Source organism: Allostreptomyces psammosilenae (assembly GCF_013407765.1).
Lineage (GTDB): Bacteria > Actinomycetota > Actinomycetes > Streptomycetales > Streptomycetaceae > Allostreptomyces > Allostreptomyces psammosilenae.
In genome coordinates, this window is the sequence record NZ_JACBZD010000001.1 from 328,149 (window position 1) to 344,459 (window position 16,311).

14 protein-coding genes are annotated in these 16,311 nt (G+C 74.6%); 9 read left to right on the top strand and 5 right to left on the bottom strand.

Features of this window, described 5'->3' with window-relative positions; all coding sequences use genetic code 11:
• Nucleotides 1-475 precede the first annotated feature (475 nt).
• From FHU37_RS01215 to FHU37_RS01225, 3 genes are all read left to right on the top strand, one after another.
• A complete protein-coding gene (locus tag FHU37_RS01215) occupies nucleotides 476-1,120 on the top strand; it encodes an MBL fold metallo-hydrolase (protein ID WP_179812370.1) in 645 nt (214 codons plus the stop codon).
• A 57-nt stretch (nucleotides 1,121-1,177) separates the two neighbouring features.
• A complete protein-coding gene (locus FHU37_RS01220) occupies nucleotides 1,178-1,549 on the top strand; it encodes a VOC family protein (protein WP_179812371.1) in 372 nt (123 codons plus the stop codon).
• A 136-nt stretch (nucleotides 1,550-1,685) separates the two neighbouring features.
• Nucleotides 1,686-2,888 carry a glycerate kinase gene (locus tag FHU37_RS01225; RefSeq protein ID WP_218903896.1) on the top strand — a complete coding sequence of 401 codons (1,203 nt, stop codon included), beginning with the start codon at nucleotides 1,686-1,688 and terminating at the stop codon, nucleotides 2,886-2,888.
• Between the two features lie 99 nt (nucleotides 2,889-2,987).
• On the opposite strand, the gene FHU37_RS01230 is transcribed toward FHU37_RS01225, so the two are convergent.
• The 3 genes from FHU37_RS01230 to FHU37_RS01240 all read right to left on the bottom strand — a co-directional run bounded on the left by FHU37_RS01230 (nucleotide 2,988) and on the right by FHU37_RS01240 (nucleotide 6,524).
• Nucleotides 2,988-4,091, bottom strand: coding sequence for a YihY/virulence factor BrkB family protein (locus tag FHU37_RS01230; RefSeq protein WP_179812372.1), 1,104 nt, complete (start codon nucleotides 4,089-4,091; stop codon nucleotides 2,988-2,990).
• Between the two features lie 118 nt (nucleotides 4,092-4,209).
• Entirely contained in the window at nucleotides 4,210-5,214 is a 1,005-nt protein-coding gene (locus FHU37_RS01235; RefSeq protein WP_179812373.1) for a sugar phosphate isomerase/epimerase family protein, read from the bottom strand.
• A 125-nt stretch (nucleotides 5,215-5,339) separates the two neighbouring features.
• Nucleotides 5,340-6,524 carry a Gfo/Idh/MocA family protein gene (locus tag FHU37_RS01240; protein ID WP_179812374.1) on the bottom strand — a complete coding sequence of 395 codons (1,185 nt, stop codon included), beginning with the start codon at nucleotides 6,522-6,524 and terminating at the stop codon, nucleotides 5,340-5,342.
• Between the two features lie 689 nt (nucleotides 6,525-7,213).
• Here FHU37_RS01240 and ctaD point away from each other — a divergent pair.
• Nucleotides 7,214-8,974 carry an aa3-type cytochrome oxidase subunit I gene (gene ctaD, locus FHU37_RS01245; RefSeq protein ID WP_179815941.1) on the top strand — a complete coding sequence of 587 codons (1,761 nt, stop codon included), beginning with the start codon at nucleotides 7,214-7,216 and terminating at the stop codon, nucleotides 8,972-8,974.
• Nucleotides 8,971-9,513: a hypothetical protein gene (locus tag FHU37_RS29200; protein WP_312892364.1), complete on the top strand. Its 543-nt coding sequence runs from the start codon at nucleotides 8,971-8,973 to the stop codon at nucleotides 9,511-9,513. Before ctaD ends, FHU37_RS29200 begins: the two co-directional genes overlap by 4 nt.
• Before the next feature lie 70 nt (nucleotides 9,514-9,583).
• On the opposite strand, the gene FHU37_RS01255 is transcribed toward FHU37_RS29200, so the two are convergent.
• Nucleotides 9,584-10,357: a FadR/GntR family transcriptional regulator gene (locus FHU37_RS01255; RefSeq protein ID WP_179812375.1), complete on the bottom strand. Its 774-nt coding sequence runs from the start codon at nucleotides 10,355-10,357 to the stop codon at nucleotides 9,584-9,586.
• Between the two features lie 266 nt (nucleotides 10,358-10,623).
• Here FHU37_RS01255 and FHU37_RS01260 point away from each other — a divergent pair, with 266 nt between their 5' ends.
• The 4 genes from FHU37_RS01260 to FHU37_RS01275 all read left to right on the top strand — a co-directional run bounded on the left by FHU37_RS01260 (nucleotide 10,624) and on the right by FHU37_RS01275 (nucleotide 15,945).
• Complete coding sequence (locus FHU37_RS01260) at nucleotides 10,624-11,790, top strand: mandelate racemase/muconate lactonizing enzyme family protein (protein ID WP_179812376.1); 1,167 nt, start codon at nucleotides 10,624-10,626, stop codon at nucleotides 11,788-11,790.
• Nucleotides 11,791-11,914: 124 nt separating this feature from the next.
• Nucleotides 11,915-12,928 carry a zinc-dependent alcohol dehydrogenase gene (locus tag FHU37_RS01265; protein WP_179812377.1) on the top strand — a complete coding sequence of 338 codons (1,014 nt, stop codon included), beginning with the start codon at nucleotides 11,915-11,917 and terminating at the stop codon, nucleotides 12,926-12,928.
• A 106-nt stretch (nucleotides 12,929-13,034) separates the two neighbouring features.
• A complete protein-coding gene (locus FHU37_RS01270; RefSeq protein WP_179812378.1) occupies nucleotides 13,035-14,141 on the top strand; it encodes an alpha/beta hydrolase in 1,107 nt (368 codons plus the stop codon).
• Nucleotides 14,142-14,505: 364 nt separating this feature from the next.
• Nucleotides 14,506-15,945, top strand: coding sequence for a hypothetical protein (locus FHU37_RS01275; protein ID WP_312892365.1), 1,440 nt, complete (start codon nucleotides 14,506-14,508; stop codon nucleotides 15,943-15,945).
• A 16-nt stretch (nucleotides 15,946-15,961) separates the two neighbouring features.
• On the opposite strand, the gene FHU37_RS28815 is transcribed toward FHU37_RS01275, so the two are convergent.
• On the bottom strand, nucleotides 15,962-16,093 hold the full coding sequence (locus tag FHU37_RS28815) for a hypothetical protein (RefSeq protein ID WP_281394522.1): 132 nt from the start codon (nucleotides 16,091-16,093) through the stop codon (nucleotides 15,962-15,964).
• Nucleotides 16,094-16,311 lie beyond the last annotated feature (218 nt).

Here is a 16,311-nt window from a genome sequence, read left to right on the forward strand (position 1 = left end):
CCATCCCCGGCCGGCGGGCTCGTGCCGCCCGGGCCGGCGGGCTCGTGCCCCCCGGCCGGCGGGCCTGCTCCCTACTCGCGGGCGTGGCCCTGGCCGTCCAGGACCCGAGCTGTTGGCATGGCCACACCCGGAGTTATCCACAGATCGCCGTACCGGGGCTGCGCCGCCCGAGCCGCCCGTGAAATCCTTGAAACAAGGGGGTCCCCCTTCGGGCCCCTTACCGGGCGTTGTGGGGCGTTCGGGAGCATTGCGGGGGATTCCCATGCATTCCATGTACTCCCATGCATTCCATGTACTCCCAGGCGTTCCGAGTACTCCCATGCATTCCAAGGCGTTCCGCAGCATCTCCGTATGCTGCGATGCATTGCGATGTGTTCCGGTGCCTTTGGGGCAAAAGGGGCCCGTGTAGCGCGAATGGGGGCAAGGGCAGCTGTACCGGCGCGACAGCAGCGCCCGTGGCCGCGAGAATGCCGGGATGGAACTCACCAAGTTCGGCCACTCCTGCGTCCGCGTCACCAAGGAGGGCGCGGGCGTGCTGGTCATCGACCCCGGGGCGTTCAGCGAGCCCGAGGCACTGGACGGCGCCGACGCCGTCCTGATCACTCACGAGCACGTCGACCACTTCGACCCCCGCGCGCTGCACGCCGCCGCGGAGCGCAACCCCGCCATGCGGGTGTGGACGGTCCGGTCGGTCGCCGAGCAGCTCGCCGATCTCCCCGTCCCGGTGCGCGTCGTCGGCGACCAGGACACCTTCGAAGCCGCCGGCTTCCAGGTCAGCGGGCACGGCACCGAGCACGCCGTGATCCACCCGGACATCCCGCGCGTCGCCAACACCGGCTTCCTGGTGGACGGCACGCTCTTCCACCCCGGTGACGCCCTGACCGTCCCCGGCGTGCCGGTGCACACCCTGCTGCTGCCGGTGCACGCCCCCTGGGCCAAGCTCGCCGAGGTCATCGACTATGCCCGCGAGGTCGCGCCCCAGCGCGCCTTCGCCCTCCACGACGGCCTGCTCAACGCCAACGGCCTGGCCGTCACCGAGCGGCTGCTGGGCGTCGGCGGCCCGGGGATCGGCGTGGAGCACCAGCGGCTGCGGCCGGGCAGCACGGTGAACCTGCGCTGAGCCGGGCCTCGGGGCGCATCGCCCGGAAGCCGGCCGCCGGTCTGCCAGAATCGGCGCATGCTGCGGATCGGAACGGTCGTCATGGGCGTCGGCGACGTGCGACGCGCCGTCGACTTCTGGACCAGGGCGCTGGGCTACGTCCCCCGCGAGGCCGTCGAGGACGACTGGGCCGTGCTGGTGCCCGCGGGCGGCGCGCCCGGCACCCATCTGGCCCTCGGACTCAGCGAGACCCCGGTCCAGCGGCACCCCCGCATCCACCTCGACCTCTACGCCCGCGACGCCGCCGAGCAGGCGGCCGAGGTGGAGCGGCTGGTCGCCCTCGGCGCGGAGCGCGTCGACTGGGACCTCTACCCGGCGGACGCGGACTTCGTCGTGCTGGCCGACACCGAGGGCAACCGTTTCTGCGTCATCGACACCAGCCACGGCTGACGCCCGTCGGCCAGGCTCGGCCCGCCAGCCGGAGCCGTGACCCCGCCCGCCCGTCGGACCGCTATTGACGCGCCCCTGGAATGCGCACACGATGCGACAGCGGCGCGCACCCGAATCGAGCGGAGACGAACAGGTCATGGTCAACCAGCAGCAGCCCGAGGCGGTGGCGGGCTCCCGGAGCGTGCTGATCGCCCCGGACAAGTTCAAGGGCTCGGCCACCGCGGTGGAGGTGGCCGCGGCGCTGGCCGCCGGCCTCCGCAAGGCCCTGCCCGGCGTGCGCACCGTGGAACTGCCGGTCGCGGACGGCGGGGACGGCACGGTGGACGCCGCCGTGGCCGCCGGCTACGCCCGGCACACCGTCACCGTCTCCGGCCCGACCGGGGAACCGGTGCGGGCCGCCTTCGCGCTCGGCGAGGCCGCCGCCACGGGCGCGGCCGACGACTCCGCCCTCCCCGCCCCGCTCGCGGTGCTGGAGATGGCGGAGGCCTCCGGACTGCGACGGCTGCCCGAGGGCCGCCCCGCGCCGCTGACCGCCACGACGTACGGCACCGGGGAGCTGATCGCGGCCGCGCTGGACGCCGGCGCGCGCACCATCGTGCTGGGCGTCGGGGGCAGCGCCACCACGGACGGCGGCGCCGGCATGCTGAGCGCCCTCGGTGCCCGGCTGCTGGACGCCGACGGCCGGGATCTGCCGCCGGGCGGTGCCGCGCTGCGCGACCTGCGCACCGTGGACCTGTCCGGCCTGGACCCGCGCCTGGGCCGGGTGCGGATCGTGCTGGCCGCCGACGTCGACAATCCGCTGCTCGGCGAGGACGGCGCGGCGGCCGTCTACGGCCCGCAGAAGGGGGCGACCCCGGCCGACGTGGCGCTGCTGGACGCGGCCCTCGGCCGGTTCGCCGAGGTGGTCGGCGCGGCCACCGGCACCGACCTGGCCGGTGCTCCGGGCGCCGGGGCGGCCGGGGGCATCGGCTACGGCGTGCTCGCCGTGCTGGGCGGGACCCGCCGGTCCGGCATCGAGATGATGCTGGAGGTCACCGGCTTCGCGGAGGAGCTGGGCCGCGCCGACCTGGTGGTCACCGGGGAGGGCTCGATGGACCGCCAGACGCTGCACGGCAAGGCGCCGGCGGGCGTGGCCGAGGCGGCGCGGCGGGCGGGCATCCCGGTGGTGGCCGTCTGCGGGGTGCTGCGGCTGGACGCGGAGACGCTGCGGCGGGCCGGCTTCGCGCGGTGGTGGGCGCTGGCCGACATCGAACCGGATCCCCGCCGGTCGATGGCCGAGGCGGCGTCCCTGCTGGAGGGGGTCGGGGCCAGCATCGCCGGCGAGCTGCTGACCGTCTGAGCCCGCGGCCGGCCGGGGCCGGACCACCGGCGCGGTGCGCCCGGCGTCGCCCGAGCGCACCGCACCGAGCGCACCGAGGGGGCGGGGGGAGACGGGGGATCAGCCGGCCGGCCGGCTGCCGCCGCGTCCGCCGTCGTCGGCCGCGACGCCGCCGGCCCCGGGTGCCGGCGGTGCGGCCGGTGCGCCGGCGCCGCCGGTGACCTCCGCCGCCTCCTCCCGCGGGGTCTGCTCGGGGGTGAGCGCCGGGTTGGTGGTCTCCGGCACCTTGCGCCGGTCCCGCAGCGGCACGTAGGGCTCGTCGGCGACGTAGTGCCCGCCGGCGACGGCCCGCGCCCGGGCCAGCTCGGCGTTGAGTTCGCAGCCGAGCAGCAGCGCCAGGTTGGTCAGCCACAACCAGACCAGGAAGACGATGACCCCGGCGAGCGTGCCGTAGGTGCGGTTGTAGTTGCCGAAGTTGGCCACGTAGAACGCGAAGCCGGCGCTGGCCAGCAGCCAGATGACCACGGCGAGGGTCCCGCCGGGGGCGATCCAGCGCAGCCCGCCGGGGCGGGCGTTGGGCGAGCCCCAGAACAGCAGCGAGACGATCAGGATCATCAGCAGCAGCAGCACCGGCCACTTGGCGATGGACCAGACGGTGACCGCCGTCTGGCCGAGGCCGAGGGCGTCGCCCACGTCCCGCGCCAGGTCGCCGGTGAACACCACGATCACCGCGCCGGCCACCACCGCGATGGTCAGGCAGACGGCCATGAGCAGGCGCACCGCGGTGGTCACCAGGAAGGGGCGGCCCTCCGGCACGTCGTAGACGATGTTGGCCGCCCGCATGAAGGCGGAGACGTACCCGGAGGCCGTCCACAGGGCGCCGAGCAGGCCGGCCACGGCGATGAGGCCGGCGCCCCGGCTCGCCTGGAGGTCGTCCAGGACGTTCCGCACGGTGTCCACCGTGCCGCCGGGCGCCACCTGCCGGAGGTTCTCCAGCAGGGCGTCGGTGGTGTCCGGCCCCAGCATGCCGAGGACGGAGACCAGCACCAGGGCGGCGGGGAAGATCGACAGCACCCCGTAGTAGGTCAGCGCCGCGGCCCGGTCGCTGAGGGTGTCGTAGGAGAACTCCCGGCCGGTCCGCCGCACGGCCTGGAACCAGGCGGCGACGGGCAGACGGAACGGGCTGCGCGGGCCGTGCTCGATCGCTTCGCTGACTGTCGCCATCGCCGCACCTCACTGGCGTCGTCGGACGCGGTGCGCCTACCCGGCCAGGCGGCGGACTAACGACCCGGCGGGGCCCGGGTGGGGGAGGCGGCGGCCTCGCCCACCCGGGAGCCGTGGATCAGTTGTTGCCGAAGGCGGAGTCGAAGGAGCTGGTCGGCGGGGTGATGGCGTTCAGGCGGCGGACGAACTCCAGGGCGTCCGGGGCGCCGGCCAGCCGGTCCATGCCGGCGTCCTCCCACTCGACGCTGATCGGGCCGTCGTAGCCGATGGAGTTGAGCATCCGGAACACCGGCTCCCAGGGGACGTCGCCGTGGCCGGTGGAGACGAAGTCCCAGCCGCGGCGCGGGTCGCCCCAGGGCAGGTGGGAGCCGAGGCGGCCGTTGCGCCCGTTGAGCTGCTTGACCGACTCCTTGCAGTCCACGTGGTAGATCCGGTCGCGGAAGTCCCACAGGAAGCCGACCGGGTCGAGGTCCTGCCAGACGAAGTGGCTGGGGTCGAAGTTGAGGCCGAACGCCTCCCGGCGGTCGACGGCCTCCAGCGCGCGGACGGTGGACCAGTAGTCGTAGGCGATCTCGCTGGGGTGGACCTCGTGGGCGAAGCGCACGCCGACCTCGTCGAAGACGTCCAGGATCGGGTTCCAGCGGTCGGCGAAGTCCTGGTAGCCGGCCTCGATCATCTCCGGTGGGACGGGCGGGAACATCGCCACGGTGTGCCAGATGCTGGAGCCGGTGAACCCGACCACGGTGTCGACCCCGAGCCGGGCGGCGGCGCGGGCGGTGGCCTTCATCTCGTCGGCGGCGCGACGGCGCACCCCTTCGGGTTCGCCGTCGCCCCAGACGCGGGCCGGCAGGATGGCCCGGTGGCGCTCGTCGATGGGGTGGTCGCAGACGGCCTGGCCGACCATGTGCGCCGAGATCGTCCAGACCTCCAGGCCGTGCTCGTCCAGGATGGCGCGGCGCTCGGCGACGTAGCCGTCGTCCTCCAGCGCGCGCCGCACGTCGAAGTGGTCGCCCCAGCAGGCGATCTCCAGGCCCTCGTAGCCCCAGCCGGAGGCGAGCCGGCACATCTCCTCGAAGGGCAGGTCGGCCCACTGACCGGTGAACAGGGTGATCGGACGCGTCATCGCGGTGTCATCCTCTGTGTCGTGCGCCGCGACGTGCCGGGGCCCGGCCGGGGCCCGGCCGGGCCCCGGCCGGCCCCGTGTGGCGGCGGCGCGCAGGTGGGTGGGTGGCTGACGGCGCGGTGTGGTCAGGCGCCCGGGACCGGGGTCCACACGGAGCGGTCGGCGGCGCTGGCCTCGACGGCGGCCAGCACCCGCTGCACCCGCAGGCCGTCGGCGAAGGTGGGCTCCGCGTCGCGCTCCTCGGCGATCGCCTCGACGAGGTCCTTGGCCTGGTGCACGAAGGTGTGGTCGTAGCCCAGCCCGTGGCCGGGCGGCCACCAGGCCCCGGCGTAGGGGTGGGTGGGCTCGGTGGCCAGGATGCGCCGGAAGCCGGCCTCCCGCGCCGGGAGGGTCTCGTCGTGGAAGAGCAGCTCGTTCATGGACTCGAAGTCGAAGGCGAGCGAGCCGAGCGAGCCGTTGATCTCGATCCGCATGGCGTTCTTCCGGCCGCTGGCGAAGCGGGTGGCCTCGAAGCTGGCCAGGGCGCCGCCGGAGAGCCGGCCGAAGAACAGCGCCGCGTCGTCCACGGTGACCTCGCCGCGTTCCTCGCCGCCGGTGGCGGACAGTCCGGCGGCGGCCTGCGGCAGCGGGCGTTCCCGGACGAACGTCTCGGTCAGTCCGGACACGCCGGTGATCAGCTGTCCGGTGACGAACTGGGTGAGGTCGACGATGTGCGCGCCGATGTCGCCGAGCGCCCCGGAGCCGGCCCGCTCCTTGCGCAGCCGCCAGGTCAGCGGGAACTCCGGGTCGGTGATCCAGTCCTGGAGGTAGACGGCGCGCACGTGCCGGATGGTGCCCAGCCGGCCCTCGGCGACCATCTGCCGGGCCAGCGCGACGGCCGGGACGCGCCGGTAGCTGAAGCCGACCATGGCGCGCAGGCCGCGCTCGCGGGCCTTCTCGGCGGCCGCGGCCATCGCCTCGGCCTCCGCGACGGAGTTGGCCAGGGGCTTCTCGCACAGCACGTGCTTGCCGGCCTCCAGGGCGGCGAGGGCGATCTCGGCGTGGGTGTCGCCGGGGGTGCAGATGTCGACGAGCTGCACGTCGTCCCGGGCGATCAGGGCCCGCCAGTCGGTTTCCACCGCCGCCCAGCCCATCCGTTCGGCCGCGGCGCGCACGGCGGTCCGGTCCCGTCCGGCCAGGGCGGCCAGGCGGGGGCGCAGCGGGAGGTCGAAGAAGCGGGGGGCGGTGCGCCAGGCGTGTGAGTGGGTGGCGCCCATGAAGGCGTAGCCGACGAGGCCGACGCCGAGTTCGGGGGTGTCCTGGTTGACCATGTCGACCGGGCCTCCTGTGTACCGGGTGCGTGGGTGCGCTCCGGCGGGTTCCCGCGGGTGTGCCGGCACGCGGGCGCGCGGCGCGGTGGCGCGGCGTTGCCCGAGCGGCGGCTGCGGGGCCGGAGGGGTTGGCGGACGGGCGGACAGGTGGCCGGGCTTGCGCCGAACCTATGCACCGGGAATGCCCGGGTCAAGAGCGCGGGCGGGGTTCGGTGGTGGCCGGTGATGGACCGTCAGCCCTCTCGCCCGCTCCCCGGTGGGCCCGCCGGGCCGGGGCGTTGGGCCCCGGCGCGGCCGGCCGGGTTCATCCTTCCGGGGGCGGAAGGCTGTTCGCTCCGGCGGTCGCCCGTCCGGGTGGAATTTCCCCGCGTCCGGGCGGGGAACGGCGGGGTGCGCGGGCGGGCGGCGGGGTGCGCGGGCGGGGCCGTCCCCGGGCGGGGAACGGCGGAATCTGGCGGCGCGGCGCCACCCGCGGCCCGGTGGGCCGGTGTTCGCGGGAGGTGGGCCGGGGGCGTCAACGGCGCGACATCCCGGGCGCGGTCGGTCCCTCCGGGAGTTTCTCCGAGGCACGAGAGTGGGGATTCGCAGGCGGCCCGTCCGCCATCGCCGTCCACCACTTCTCCTTCGAAGTGGCCGAAGTGGAGAGAACACGAGTGTCCGAGCAGACCACCGCCCCCAGTGGAGCCGACATCGGCACCGCCGCCGGATTCGGATCGGTTTCCGAGCGCCGCCGGCCCGGGAACCAGGTGGTCCGGTGGCTCACCACCACCGACCACAAGACCATCGGAACCCTCTACATCGTCAGCTCGTTCGTCTTCTTCGTCATCGGAGGCGTGCTGGCGCTGCTCATCCGGGCGGAACTCGCGCGGCCCGGTACGCACATCGTATCGAACGAGCAGTACAACCAGCTGTTCACGATGCACGGCGCGATCATGCTGCTGTTGTTCGCCACGCCGCTCTTCGCGGGGTTCGCCAACTGGATCATGCCGCTGCAGATCGGCGCGCCGGACGTGGCCTTCCCGCGGGTGAACATGTTCGCCTACTGGCTGTACCTGTTCGGCGGGCTGATCACCGTCTCGGGTTTCCTCACCCCGGAGGGGCCGGCCAGTTTCGGCTGGTTCGCCTACACGCCGCTGTCCGACGGGAGGCACTCCCCGGAGATCGGCGGCGACCTGTGGATCATGGGCCTGGGCCTTTCCGGCTTCGGCACGATCCTCGGCGCGGTCAACTTCATCACCACGATCATCTGCATGCGCGCCCCGGGCATGACGATGTTCCGCATGCCGATCTTCACCTGGAACATCCTGCTCACCAGCGTGCTGGTGCTGCTGGCCTTCCCGGTGCTGGCCGCGGCGCTGCTGGTGCTGGAGGCGGACCGGCAACTGGGCGCCCAGGTGTTCAACCCCGCCAACGGCGGGGCGATGCTGTGGCAGCACCTGTTCTGGTTCTTCGGGCACCCCGAGGTGTACATCATCGCGCTGCCGTTCTTCGGCATCATCACCGAGATCATTCCGGTCTTCAGCCGCAAGCCGATCTTCGGCTACAGCGGTCTGGTGGCGGCGACGATCGCGATCGCCGGCCTCTCGGTGACCGTGTGGGCGCACCACATGTTCCCGACGGGCCAGGTGCTGCTGCCGTTCTTCTCCTTCATGTCGTTCCTGATCGCCGTTCCGACCGGGGTGAAGTTCTTCAACTGGATCGGCACGATGTGGCGGGGGTCGCTGTCCTTCGAGACGCCGATGGTGTGGGCGATCGGATTCCTGCTCACGTTCGTCCTCGGCGGCCTCACCGGTGTGCTGCTGGCCTCTCCGCCGCTGGACTGGCACGTGACCGACACGTACTTCGTGGTGGCGCACTTCCATTACGTGGTCTTCGGCACCGTCGTCTTCGCCATGTTCGGCGGCTTCTACTTCTGGTGGCCGAAGTGGACCGGGAAGATGCTCGACGAGCGCCTCGGATACCTGCACTTCTGGACGCTCTTCATCGGATTCCACACGACCTTCCTGGTCCAGCACTGGCTGGGTGCCGAGGGAATGCCACGGCGGTACGCCGACTACCTGGCGGCCGACGGCTTCACCGGGCTGAACATGGTGTCCTCGATCGGCGCCTTCCTGCTGGGCGCCTCCACGCTGCCGTTCTTCTACAACGTCTGGAAGACCGCCAAGTACGGCGAACGGGTGGTGGGCGACGACCCGTGGGGGTTCGGCCGGTCCCTGGAGTGGGCGACCTCCTGCCCGCCGCCCCGGCACAACTTCACCACCCTGCCGCGCATCCGGTCCGAGTCCCCGGCGTTCGACCTGCACCATCCGCACGTCGCGGCGCTGGACTACATGGAGAACCGCGAGGAGGACAAGGCGCTCACCCGGGTGGTGGAGGCGACCGACGAGGCCCAGGCGGGCGGGTCGGAGGGCGGTTCCTCCTCGCACGGCCCGCGCGGCGGGGAACGGTGACCCGGAGGGCGGCGCCCGGCGAGCCGGGTGGCGGGGACGGCCGGCCGCGCGTTCCGGCGGCGGCCTCGGGCGAGCCGGTGGTCGCCGGGGGGCCGGCGCCCGGCCCCGAGCCGGGCCCCGAGCCGGGCCCCGAGCCCGGCCCCAGGCCCGGCCCCGAGCCCGGCACCGAGTCCGGGGGCGCGCCCTCCGCCGCGGCCGACGACGTCACGCTGACCGGCGCGGCGCTCGCCCGGATCGAGGGCTACCTGCTGTGGCAGGCGGAGATCGCCGCGGCGGGCCGGCGGGCGGCGGCGTTCACCGCGCGTCTGCCCTGGCTCACCACCGCGCAGCGCGAGGAGGTCGAGCGGATCTACCGCGAGGAGCAGTTGGAGATCTCCCGGGAGACGGTGCGGCGGATCGCCCGGCGGTGCGTGGAGGTGCGCCAGGAGTACGTCGCCGTCTACCGCCGGCTGCGGTTCCGGCTGCTGTGCGGGGTGCTGGTGGCCTCGGCGGCGCTGACGGCCGCCGTGGTGGTGGCCGTGCTGGGCGCGGCGCGCTGAGCACTGGTCGGGCGCGGCGCGCCGCGACGGCCGCCGCGCCGGACGCCGCCGTGGCGCGCATCCGGCCGGCTCAGGCCGCGTCGCCGGCCGCGCCGACCGGGGTCTGCTCGGCGGCGGCGCCGTCCCGCGCCGGCGCGTCGTCCTCCCAGGCCTGCTCGGCGAGCGTGTGCTCGGTCCGGCGCAGGTGCTCGCGCATCAGCCGGTAGGCATCCGGCGCCTCGCCCCGCCGGATCGCCTCCAGGATCGCGGCGTGCTCGGCGCAGGCGCTCCGCCGGGCACGGGGGTCGCGCGAGGTGGCCCACCGGCCCCGGTAGAGCAGCTCGCGGACCGGCCCGAACAGGGCGGCCATCACCGGGTTCCCGGCGGCCGTCATCACCGCGTCGTGGAAGGCCATGTCGGCCTCCACGAAGCCGTCCACGTCCCCTCCCGCCTCGCGCATGGCGGCGAGCGAGGTCTCCATCGCCGCGAGGTCCGCGTCGCCCCGCCGCTGCGCGGCCAGCTCGGCGGCGCCGGACTCCACGAAGCGGCGGGTCTCCAGCACGGCGCGCAGCCGGTCGGCCCAGCCGCCGCGGGAGGCCTGCGCCGCGAACAGCGCCGGGTCCAGGGGTGACCACTCGTCGAACGGCAGCACCAGGGTGCCGCGTCCGCGCTGCACCCGCACCACGGACTTCTGCCGCAGGATGCCGATGGCCTCCCGCACGGTCAGCCGGCTGACGCCGAACTGCTCGGCCAGCTCCCACTCGGGTGGCAGCAGCTCGCCGACGGCCTGGTCGCCGGCGACGACCGCCTCGATGATCTCTTCCGCCACCTGCTCGCCCAGGCTGCGCCGTGCCTGCTTGGGCATGTGCCCCACCGCCTTCCGTCCGTGTCGAGTCACGCCGCCGGTCAGGTTCCGCCGCATGCTTGGTGCCGGACGGTTCCACGAGTGTGCCCGCTGAGTCTGCCTGCTGAGTCTGCCCGTTCCGAACCGGTCGGGGCGTCCGCCGCGGCCGGATACGGCCGTTCCAGGCCGCGCGCTCTCCCGAGGTCTTGCTCGTCCGTCAGCGCGTTCCCATCATCATCAGACATCAGATGTCTCATCCGTGTGAACGGCATGGAAAGGTGAGCCCCGTGAAGATCACGAAGGTGCAGACCCGAGTGCTCGGAACCCCCTGGCGCAACCTCACGTTCGTCGAGGTCCACACCGACGAGGGCCACGTCGGGCTCGGTGAGGTGCGCATGGTCAACCACACCGACGCCGTCCTCGGCTGCCTCACCGAGGCCGTTCCGCGGCACGTCATCGGCTTCGACCCGTTCGACATCGAGGCGCTGGTGCAGCGGATGACCCTGCACGACTACGCCCGGCCCAGCGAGGTCACCATGAGCGCCACCGCCGTCATCGAGATGGCCTGCTGGGACATCATCGGCAAGGCGCTCGACCAGCCGGTCTACCGGCTGCTCGGCGGCAAGGTACGGGACCGGATCAAGGCCTACGCCAACGGCTGGTACACCGTCGAGCGCACCCCCGAGGAGTTCGGCAGGGCCGCCCGGCGCGTCGTCGACCGCGGCTACCGGGCCCTGAAGGTCGACCCGTTCGGCGCCGGCTCCCTGGAGCTCGACCGCGCCGAGACCCTGCACTCCCTCGCGCTGGTGGAGGCCATCCGGGAGACCGTCGGCGACGACGTGGAGATCCTGATCGAGATGCACGGCCGGTTCAGCCCGGCCACCGCCATCCGGATCTCCCGCGAGCTGGAACGTTTCGCCCCGAGCTGGATCGAGGAGCCCGTCCCGCCGTCCAACGCCAAGGGCCTGGCCAAGGTGGCGGCGAACGTCAACATCCCGGTCGCCGCCGGGGAGCGGGTGCACGAGCGCGGCGAGTTCCGCGACCTGCTGGAGTCGCAGTCGCTGGACATCATCCAGCCCGACATCTCGCACTTCGGCGGCATCCTGGAGACCCGCAAGGTCGCCGCCACCGCCGAGACCTACGGCGTCGTCGTGGCCCCGCACAACGTCTGCGGCCCCGTCGCCACCGCCGCCAACCTGCACCTGGCAGCCTGCACCCCCAACTTCAAGATCCAGGAGCACTTCAACGACTTCGCCGACTCCTGGGTCAAGGACGCCGCCACCGGCAACCCCGAGGTCGTCGACGGCTACTTCGCCCTCCCCACCGGCCCCGGCCTCGGCATCACCCTGGACCCCGCGGTCTTCGACGCCCACCCCCGCGGTGACGTGCACTTCGACCTGTTCGCCGAGGGCTGGGAGCGCCGTCAGTCCCAGCAGAACGAGCCGGCGCGGTAGTCCAACCGGTGCGTAACACTGTGCGGACCACGCGGTCGGCGAGGAGCGCGGGTCACCCGCACGGGTGCCCGGTCCTCGCTCCGGCCGCGCTGACAGGGCGCCCGGCACGTGAGGAGAACCAGGTATGACGAGCACGGACTCGCGGTCCGTCCTCCTGGAGGCACCCGGCAGACACCGCCTGGTGGAGGGTCCGGTCCGCGAACCCGGCCCGGGCGAGGTCCGGGTCAGGGTGGGCGCCGCCGGCCTGTGCGGCAGCGACCGTGAGCTGTACACCGGCACGCGCCCCGCCCAGTACTGCGTCTACCCGATCGTGCCCGGTCACGAGTGGTCCGGCACGGTGGAGGCGGTCGGCCCGGGCGTGCCCGAGCGGCTCGTCGGGTGCAAGGCGGTCGCCGAGGGGTTCCGCAGCTGCGGACTCTGCGACCGCTGCCGCTTCGGCGACACCTCGCTGTGCGAGGCCGGCTACGAGGAGACCGGCTTCACCCTGCCCGGCGCCTTCGCGGACCACGTGGTGCTGCCGGCCCGGCTGCTCCACCCGCTCTCCGACGACGCCGACCTGCGTGCCGCCGCCCTGCTGGAACCGGCCGCCGTCATGGCCGCGACCCAGCTGCGCTGCCCCGGCCTGCCCGGCGAGCGCGTCGCGGTGGTCGGCGGCGGCACGCTGGGCATGCTCGGCGCCCAGCTGTACGCCGCCTGCCACCCGGCCGAGCTCACCGTGGTCACCCGCAACACCGCCCGGGCCGAGCGGGCGATGGCCTTCGGCGCCACCCGGCTGATCAGCCCCGAGGAGGCCGCCCGGGAGGCCGGCCGCTACGACCTGGTGGTGGAGACCGCCGGGGCGCGTTCCACCGCCGCGGACAGCGTGCGGCTGGCCCGCCGCGGCGGGCGGGTGGTCCTCACCGGCATACCGGCGCCCGGCGCGGTCGACCTCGACCCGATCGACCTGGTGGTGCGGCAGATACAGCTGCACACCGTCTTCGGCGCCCCCTCCGACGCCTGGGCGCACGCCGTGCGCGCGTTCAACGCCGGACTGCTCACCCCGGCGCCGCTGATCACCGCCGAGTTCGGCCTGGAGGACTACGCCAAGGCCGTCGAGGAGGCCGGGCGCGCCGCCGGGAAGGTCCTGCTCGTCCCCTGACGCCCCCCGCTCGGGCGTGGGCGGCGGCCGGCACCCCACGCCCGAGGGAGGCCGGTTTCCCGCGCCCGAGAGGCGAACACTCCCCGCGCCCCGCACCATATGAACCATGCGCAGGGCAACCCTCACCGCCACCGCCACGCTCGCCGGAGGAACCGCGGCCGCGGCGGCCGCGATCGCCGCGGCGGGCCGCTCCCTGTCCAACCTCGTCCTGGATCCACGGCGCACCACCCCCGCGCCCGTCCGGGTGCTCTCCGGCGGCTCCGACCACGTCGTGCTGGAGCGCAACCCGTGGTCCGCCCTGCCCGGCACCTTCGGGCTGACCTGGTCCGAACGGCACACCGTGCTCGGCGAGGTCGTCGAGGCCACCGACGTCTCGGTGTCCCGGACCGTGGTCGCCGGCCCGACGCCGCCCGCCGGCACCCCGGCCCGGCTCACCCCGGCCCTCCACCGGGGCGACCCCGGCTCCGCCCTCGGCCTGGAGCACGAGCGGCTCGCGATCAAGGGGGAACTCGGCGACCTGCCCGCCTGGTACGTCCCGGCCGAACGCCGCACCTGCGTCGTCGTGGTGCACGGCATCGTCGCCGGCCCCGAGCACGCCCTCAACGTGCTGCCGCTGCTGCACGACCTGAAGCTGCCCACCGTCTCCGTGACCTACCGCGGCGACCCAGGCGCGCCGCCCTCCCCGGACGGCATCCGGCACCTCGGCGACACCGAGTGGCGGGACGTCGACGCCGTCCTGCGGCACGCGGTGTCCCACGGGGCGCACCGCATCGTCCTGCTCGGGCTGTCCACCGGTGCCGCCATCGCGCTGCAGGCGGCCGACCGCTCGCCGGTGCGCGACCGCGTCGTCGGCCTCGTCCTGGACTCGCCCGTCCTCGACTGGCGCGCCGTGCTGCGCCGCCAGGCCTCCCTGCGCGGCGTGCCGGAGCGCCTCCTTCCGCTCGGTGTCCGCTCCGTCGTCCGCCGCACCGGCATCGACCTGGACCGCTTCGACTGGGTGGCCAGGGCCGGCGACCTCGCCGTCCCCACCCTGCTGGTGCACGGCCCGGACGACCCCGCCGTGCCCTGGGAACCCACCCGCCGCCTGGCCGAACTCCGCCCCGACGTGGTGATGCTGCACCGGGTGGTCCACGCCGGCCACGGCGGCATGTGGAACGCCGACCCGACCGGTTACGCCGAACGCCTCCGCCGCTTCCTCACCGCCCTGGTGTGACCTCCCCGCACGCCCTCCCGCCACCGGGGCCGCGGCCACCGGTGGGGGTGCCGCGAAGCCGCCGGGGACGGCCGCCGCCGTGCGCGGCGGCGACCCGCGTGCGGGCGGGACGGGCCGGCGTGAAGGCGGGGCGGGCCCACGTGAAGCCGGCGCGGGCCCGGTGGGAAAGGGCCGAACGGGTGAATCCCGCTCCGCTCCCGCGTGCCCCGTCCCACCCGCCGGACTCCGGCGGACGCCGGGCCCGCTCTCCCGGAGTGTCCCGGCCCCGGGCGCGCCAACCGGGCCGGCGACCGCGGAAGGACGAAATCGGACGGATCCCAGACCCGATGTGACATCGAGCCATCACAACGGGGAGACTGCAGGCGTGACGTCTCGGAACCTCCGCAACCGTGATGCCCGCCCCTTCTCCCTCGTGCGCCCGACCGCGCCCGGGACGCCCTCCGGCGAGCCGGTCGGGCCGACCGCCGCCCCGGAGCAGCAGCCCGCCCCGCTGCGCACCCGCTACGTGCGCCCGCGCATCCGACGCCGCACCGCCACCGACCAGCTCGCCGAGCGGGTGCGGCGCCGTCTGGACGACGAGGTCTCGATCGCCCGCTGGGCCCGCCCCTCGGTGCCCGTCACAGAGCGCGGCGACCTGCCGCTGCGCGAGGCGCGCCGGGCCGAGCGCGAGCTGGACCTGCCGGCCGGCGCCGCCGAGGTCTGGCGCCGGGCCCGCATCGCCGGGCTCGTGGAGGCCCACGACGGCACGGCCCGCGCCGCCTGGCGCACCACGGCCTGGGACCGCGACCCGCAGGCCGTGCTGCGTGCCTGGTCCGCGCTGTTCGAGTCCTGGCGGGCGCTGGCGGAGGACCACCTGGAGCCCGGCCCGCTCGCCGACGAGCTGGAGCGCCACGCTCCGCAGCTGCTGGCCGTGCTGCACCTGGAGGCCGGCCCGGCCTCGGTCGCCGGGCTGCTGCACCTGCTGCACCGCTGCGTCGAGGAGCAGCGCCCCCTCGGCCCCGACGAGCACCGCCGGCTGCCCGGCCTGCTGGACGCCTTCCTGGACACCCTCGCCGACATCGGCGCCGTCCAGCGCTCCTCGCACGCCTGCCCCGAGGGGCCGTCGGCCTGCCCGCACTGCGCCTCGGACTGGCTGCGCTGCCAGTGGTGCGCCACCGCGGACCGCGCCCGCCTGGTCGAGCTGTCCTCCCTGGGCAACTGGGCCGTGCAGGCCAAGCTGGAGGAGATCTGCGCCGTGGCGCAGACCGAGGGCGGGCACATCGAGCAGAGCGCCGTGGAGATGCTGACCGCCTGCGTGGCGTACTCGCCGGGGCCGGCCCGCGCCGAGTACCGCGCCTGGCTGGCCGCCCGCCCGGTGGACCGGGCGGTGGACGAACTGCTGGCCGCGGCCGGCGGGGACAGCCCGCTGCTGCGGGCGATGGCCTTCGACGCCCTGCGGATGGTGGGCGCGCCGGCGGTGCCCGGGGTGCGGGCCGCCGCGGCGGCCGGCGGCGTGCTGCGCCCGCACGCCCTGCTGTGGCTGATGTCCGCCGACGGCGACGACCCGGACCCGGCGGCGCTGGACGAGGCGGACGCCACCGTGCTGTGGGTGGACACCGCCGCGGCCCTGGTGGACCACGCCGACCCGCACCTGCTCCTGGCCCACCTGGAGCAGGCGCCGATCGCGGGCCCGCACGACCTCTTCCGCGCGGTGGCGGCCGGGCCGCACCCGCGCGCGGCGGAGGTGCTGGCCGCCATCGCCGCCGTCCACCCCGACCCGGCCGCCGCCCGTTCGGCGCGCAAGGCGGCCTGGCGCACCAGCTGAACCGGCCCGGTGGTCGTCAGGCGCCGGCGGTGGGGGAGCCGGGCCGGTGGCGGCCGACGCTCCCGACGTTGCCCTCCGGGCCGCGCACGGCGAACTCCCGGGAGCCGTGGAGGAGGCGGGTGACCCCGTCGGCGAGCGGTTCCACCATGGCGTCTCCTTCCGTCCCGGCACCCTCCATGCGACCACCCGGGTCGCGCCTTCCCAACCGGGGCGGACCGGCTCGGGCGCTTCGTGCGGGTAAACGGCATGTGGCGAACAAATGTCTGGATGAGTGTGCTTTTCGTACTGGAGGGAAGTACGGTGGACCACCGCGCCGGCCTGTGGCCGGTTACCGGGGCGGCGACGGGGGCGCTCAGGACCGACCGT

Coding starts and splice junctions, on each gene's coding strand:
- FHU37_RS01215 (WP_179812370.1), top strand. CDS start 476: ATGGAACTCACCAAGTTCGGCCACTCCTGCGTCCGCGTCACCAAGGAG.
- FHU37_RS01220 (WP_179812371.1), top strand. CDS start 1,178: ATGCTGCGGATCGGAACGGTCGTCATGGGCGTCGGCGACGTGCGACGC.
- FHU37_RS01225 (WP_218903896.1), top strand. CDS start 1,686: ATGGTCAACCAGCAGCAGCCCGAGGCGGTGGCGGGCTCCCGGAGCGTG.
- FHU37_RS01230 (WP_179812372.1), bottom strand. CDS start 4,091: ATGGCGACAGTCAGCGAAGCGATCGAGCACGGCCCGCGCAGCCCGTTC.
- FHU37_RS01235 (WP_179812373.1), bottom strand. CDS start 5,214: ATGACGCGTCCGATCACCCTGTTCACCGGTCAGTGGGCCGACCTGCCC.
- FHU37_RS01240 (WP_179812374.1), bottom strand. CDS start 6,524: ATGGTCAACCAGGACACCCCCGAACTCGGCGTCGGCCTCGTCGGCTAC.
- FHU37_RS01255 (WP_179812375.1), bottom strand. CDS start 10,357: ATGCCCAAGCAGGCACGGCGCAGCCTGGGCGAGCAGGTGGCGGAAGAG.
- FHU37_RS01265 (WP_179812377.1), top strand. CDS start 11,915: ATGACGAGCACGGACTCGCGGTCCGTCCTCCTGGAGGCACCCGGCAGA.
- FHU37_RS01270 (WP_179812378.1), top strand. CDS start 13,035: ATGCGCAGGGCAACCCTCACCGCCACCGCCACGCTCGCCGGAGGAACC.
- FHU37_RS28815 (WP_281394522.1), bottom strand. CDS start 16,093: ATGGTGGAACCGCTCGCCGACGGGGTCACCCGCCTCCTCCACGGCTCC.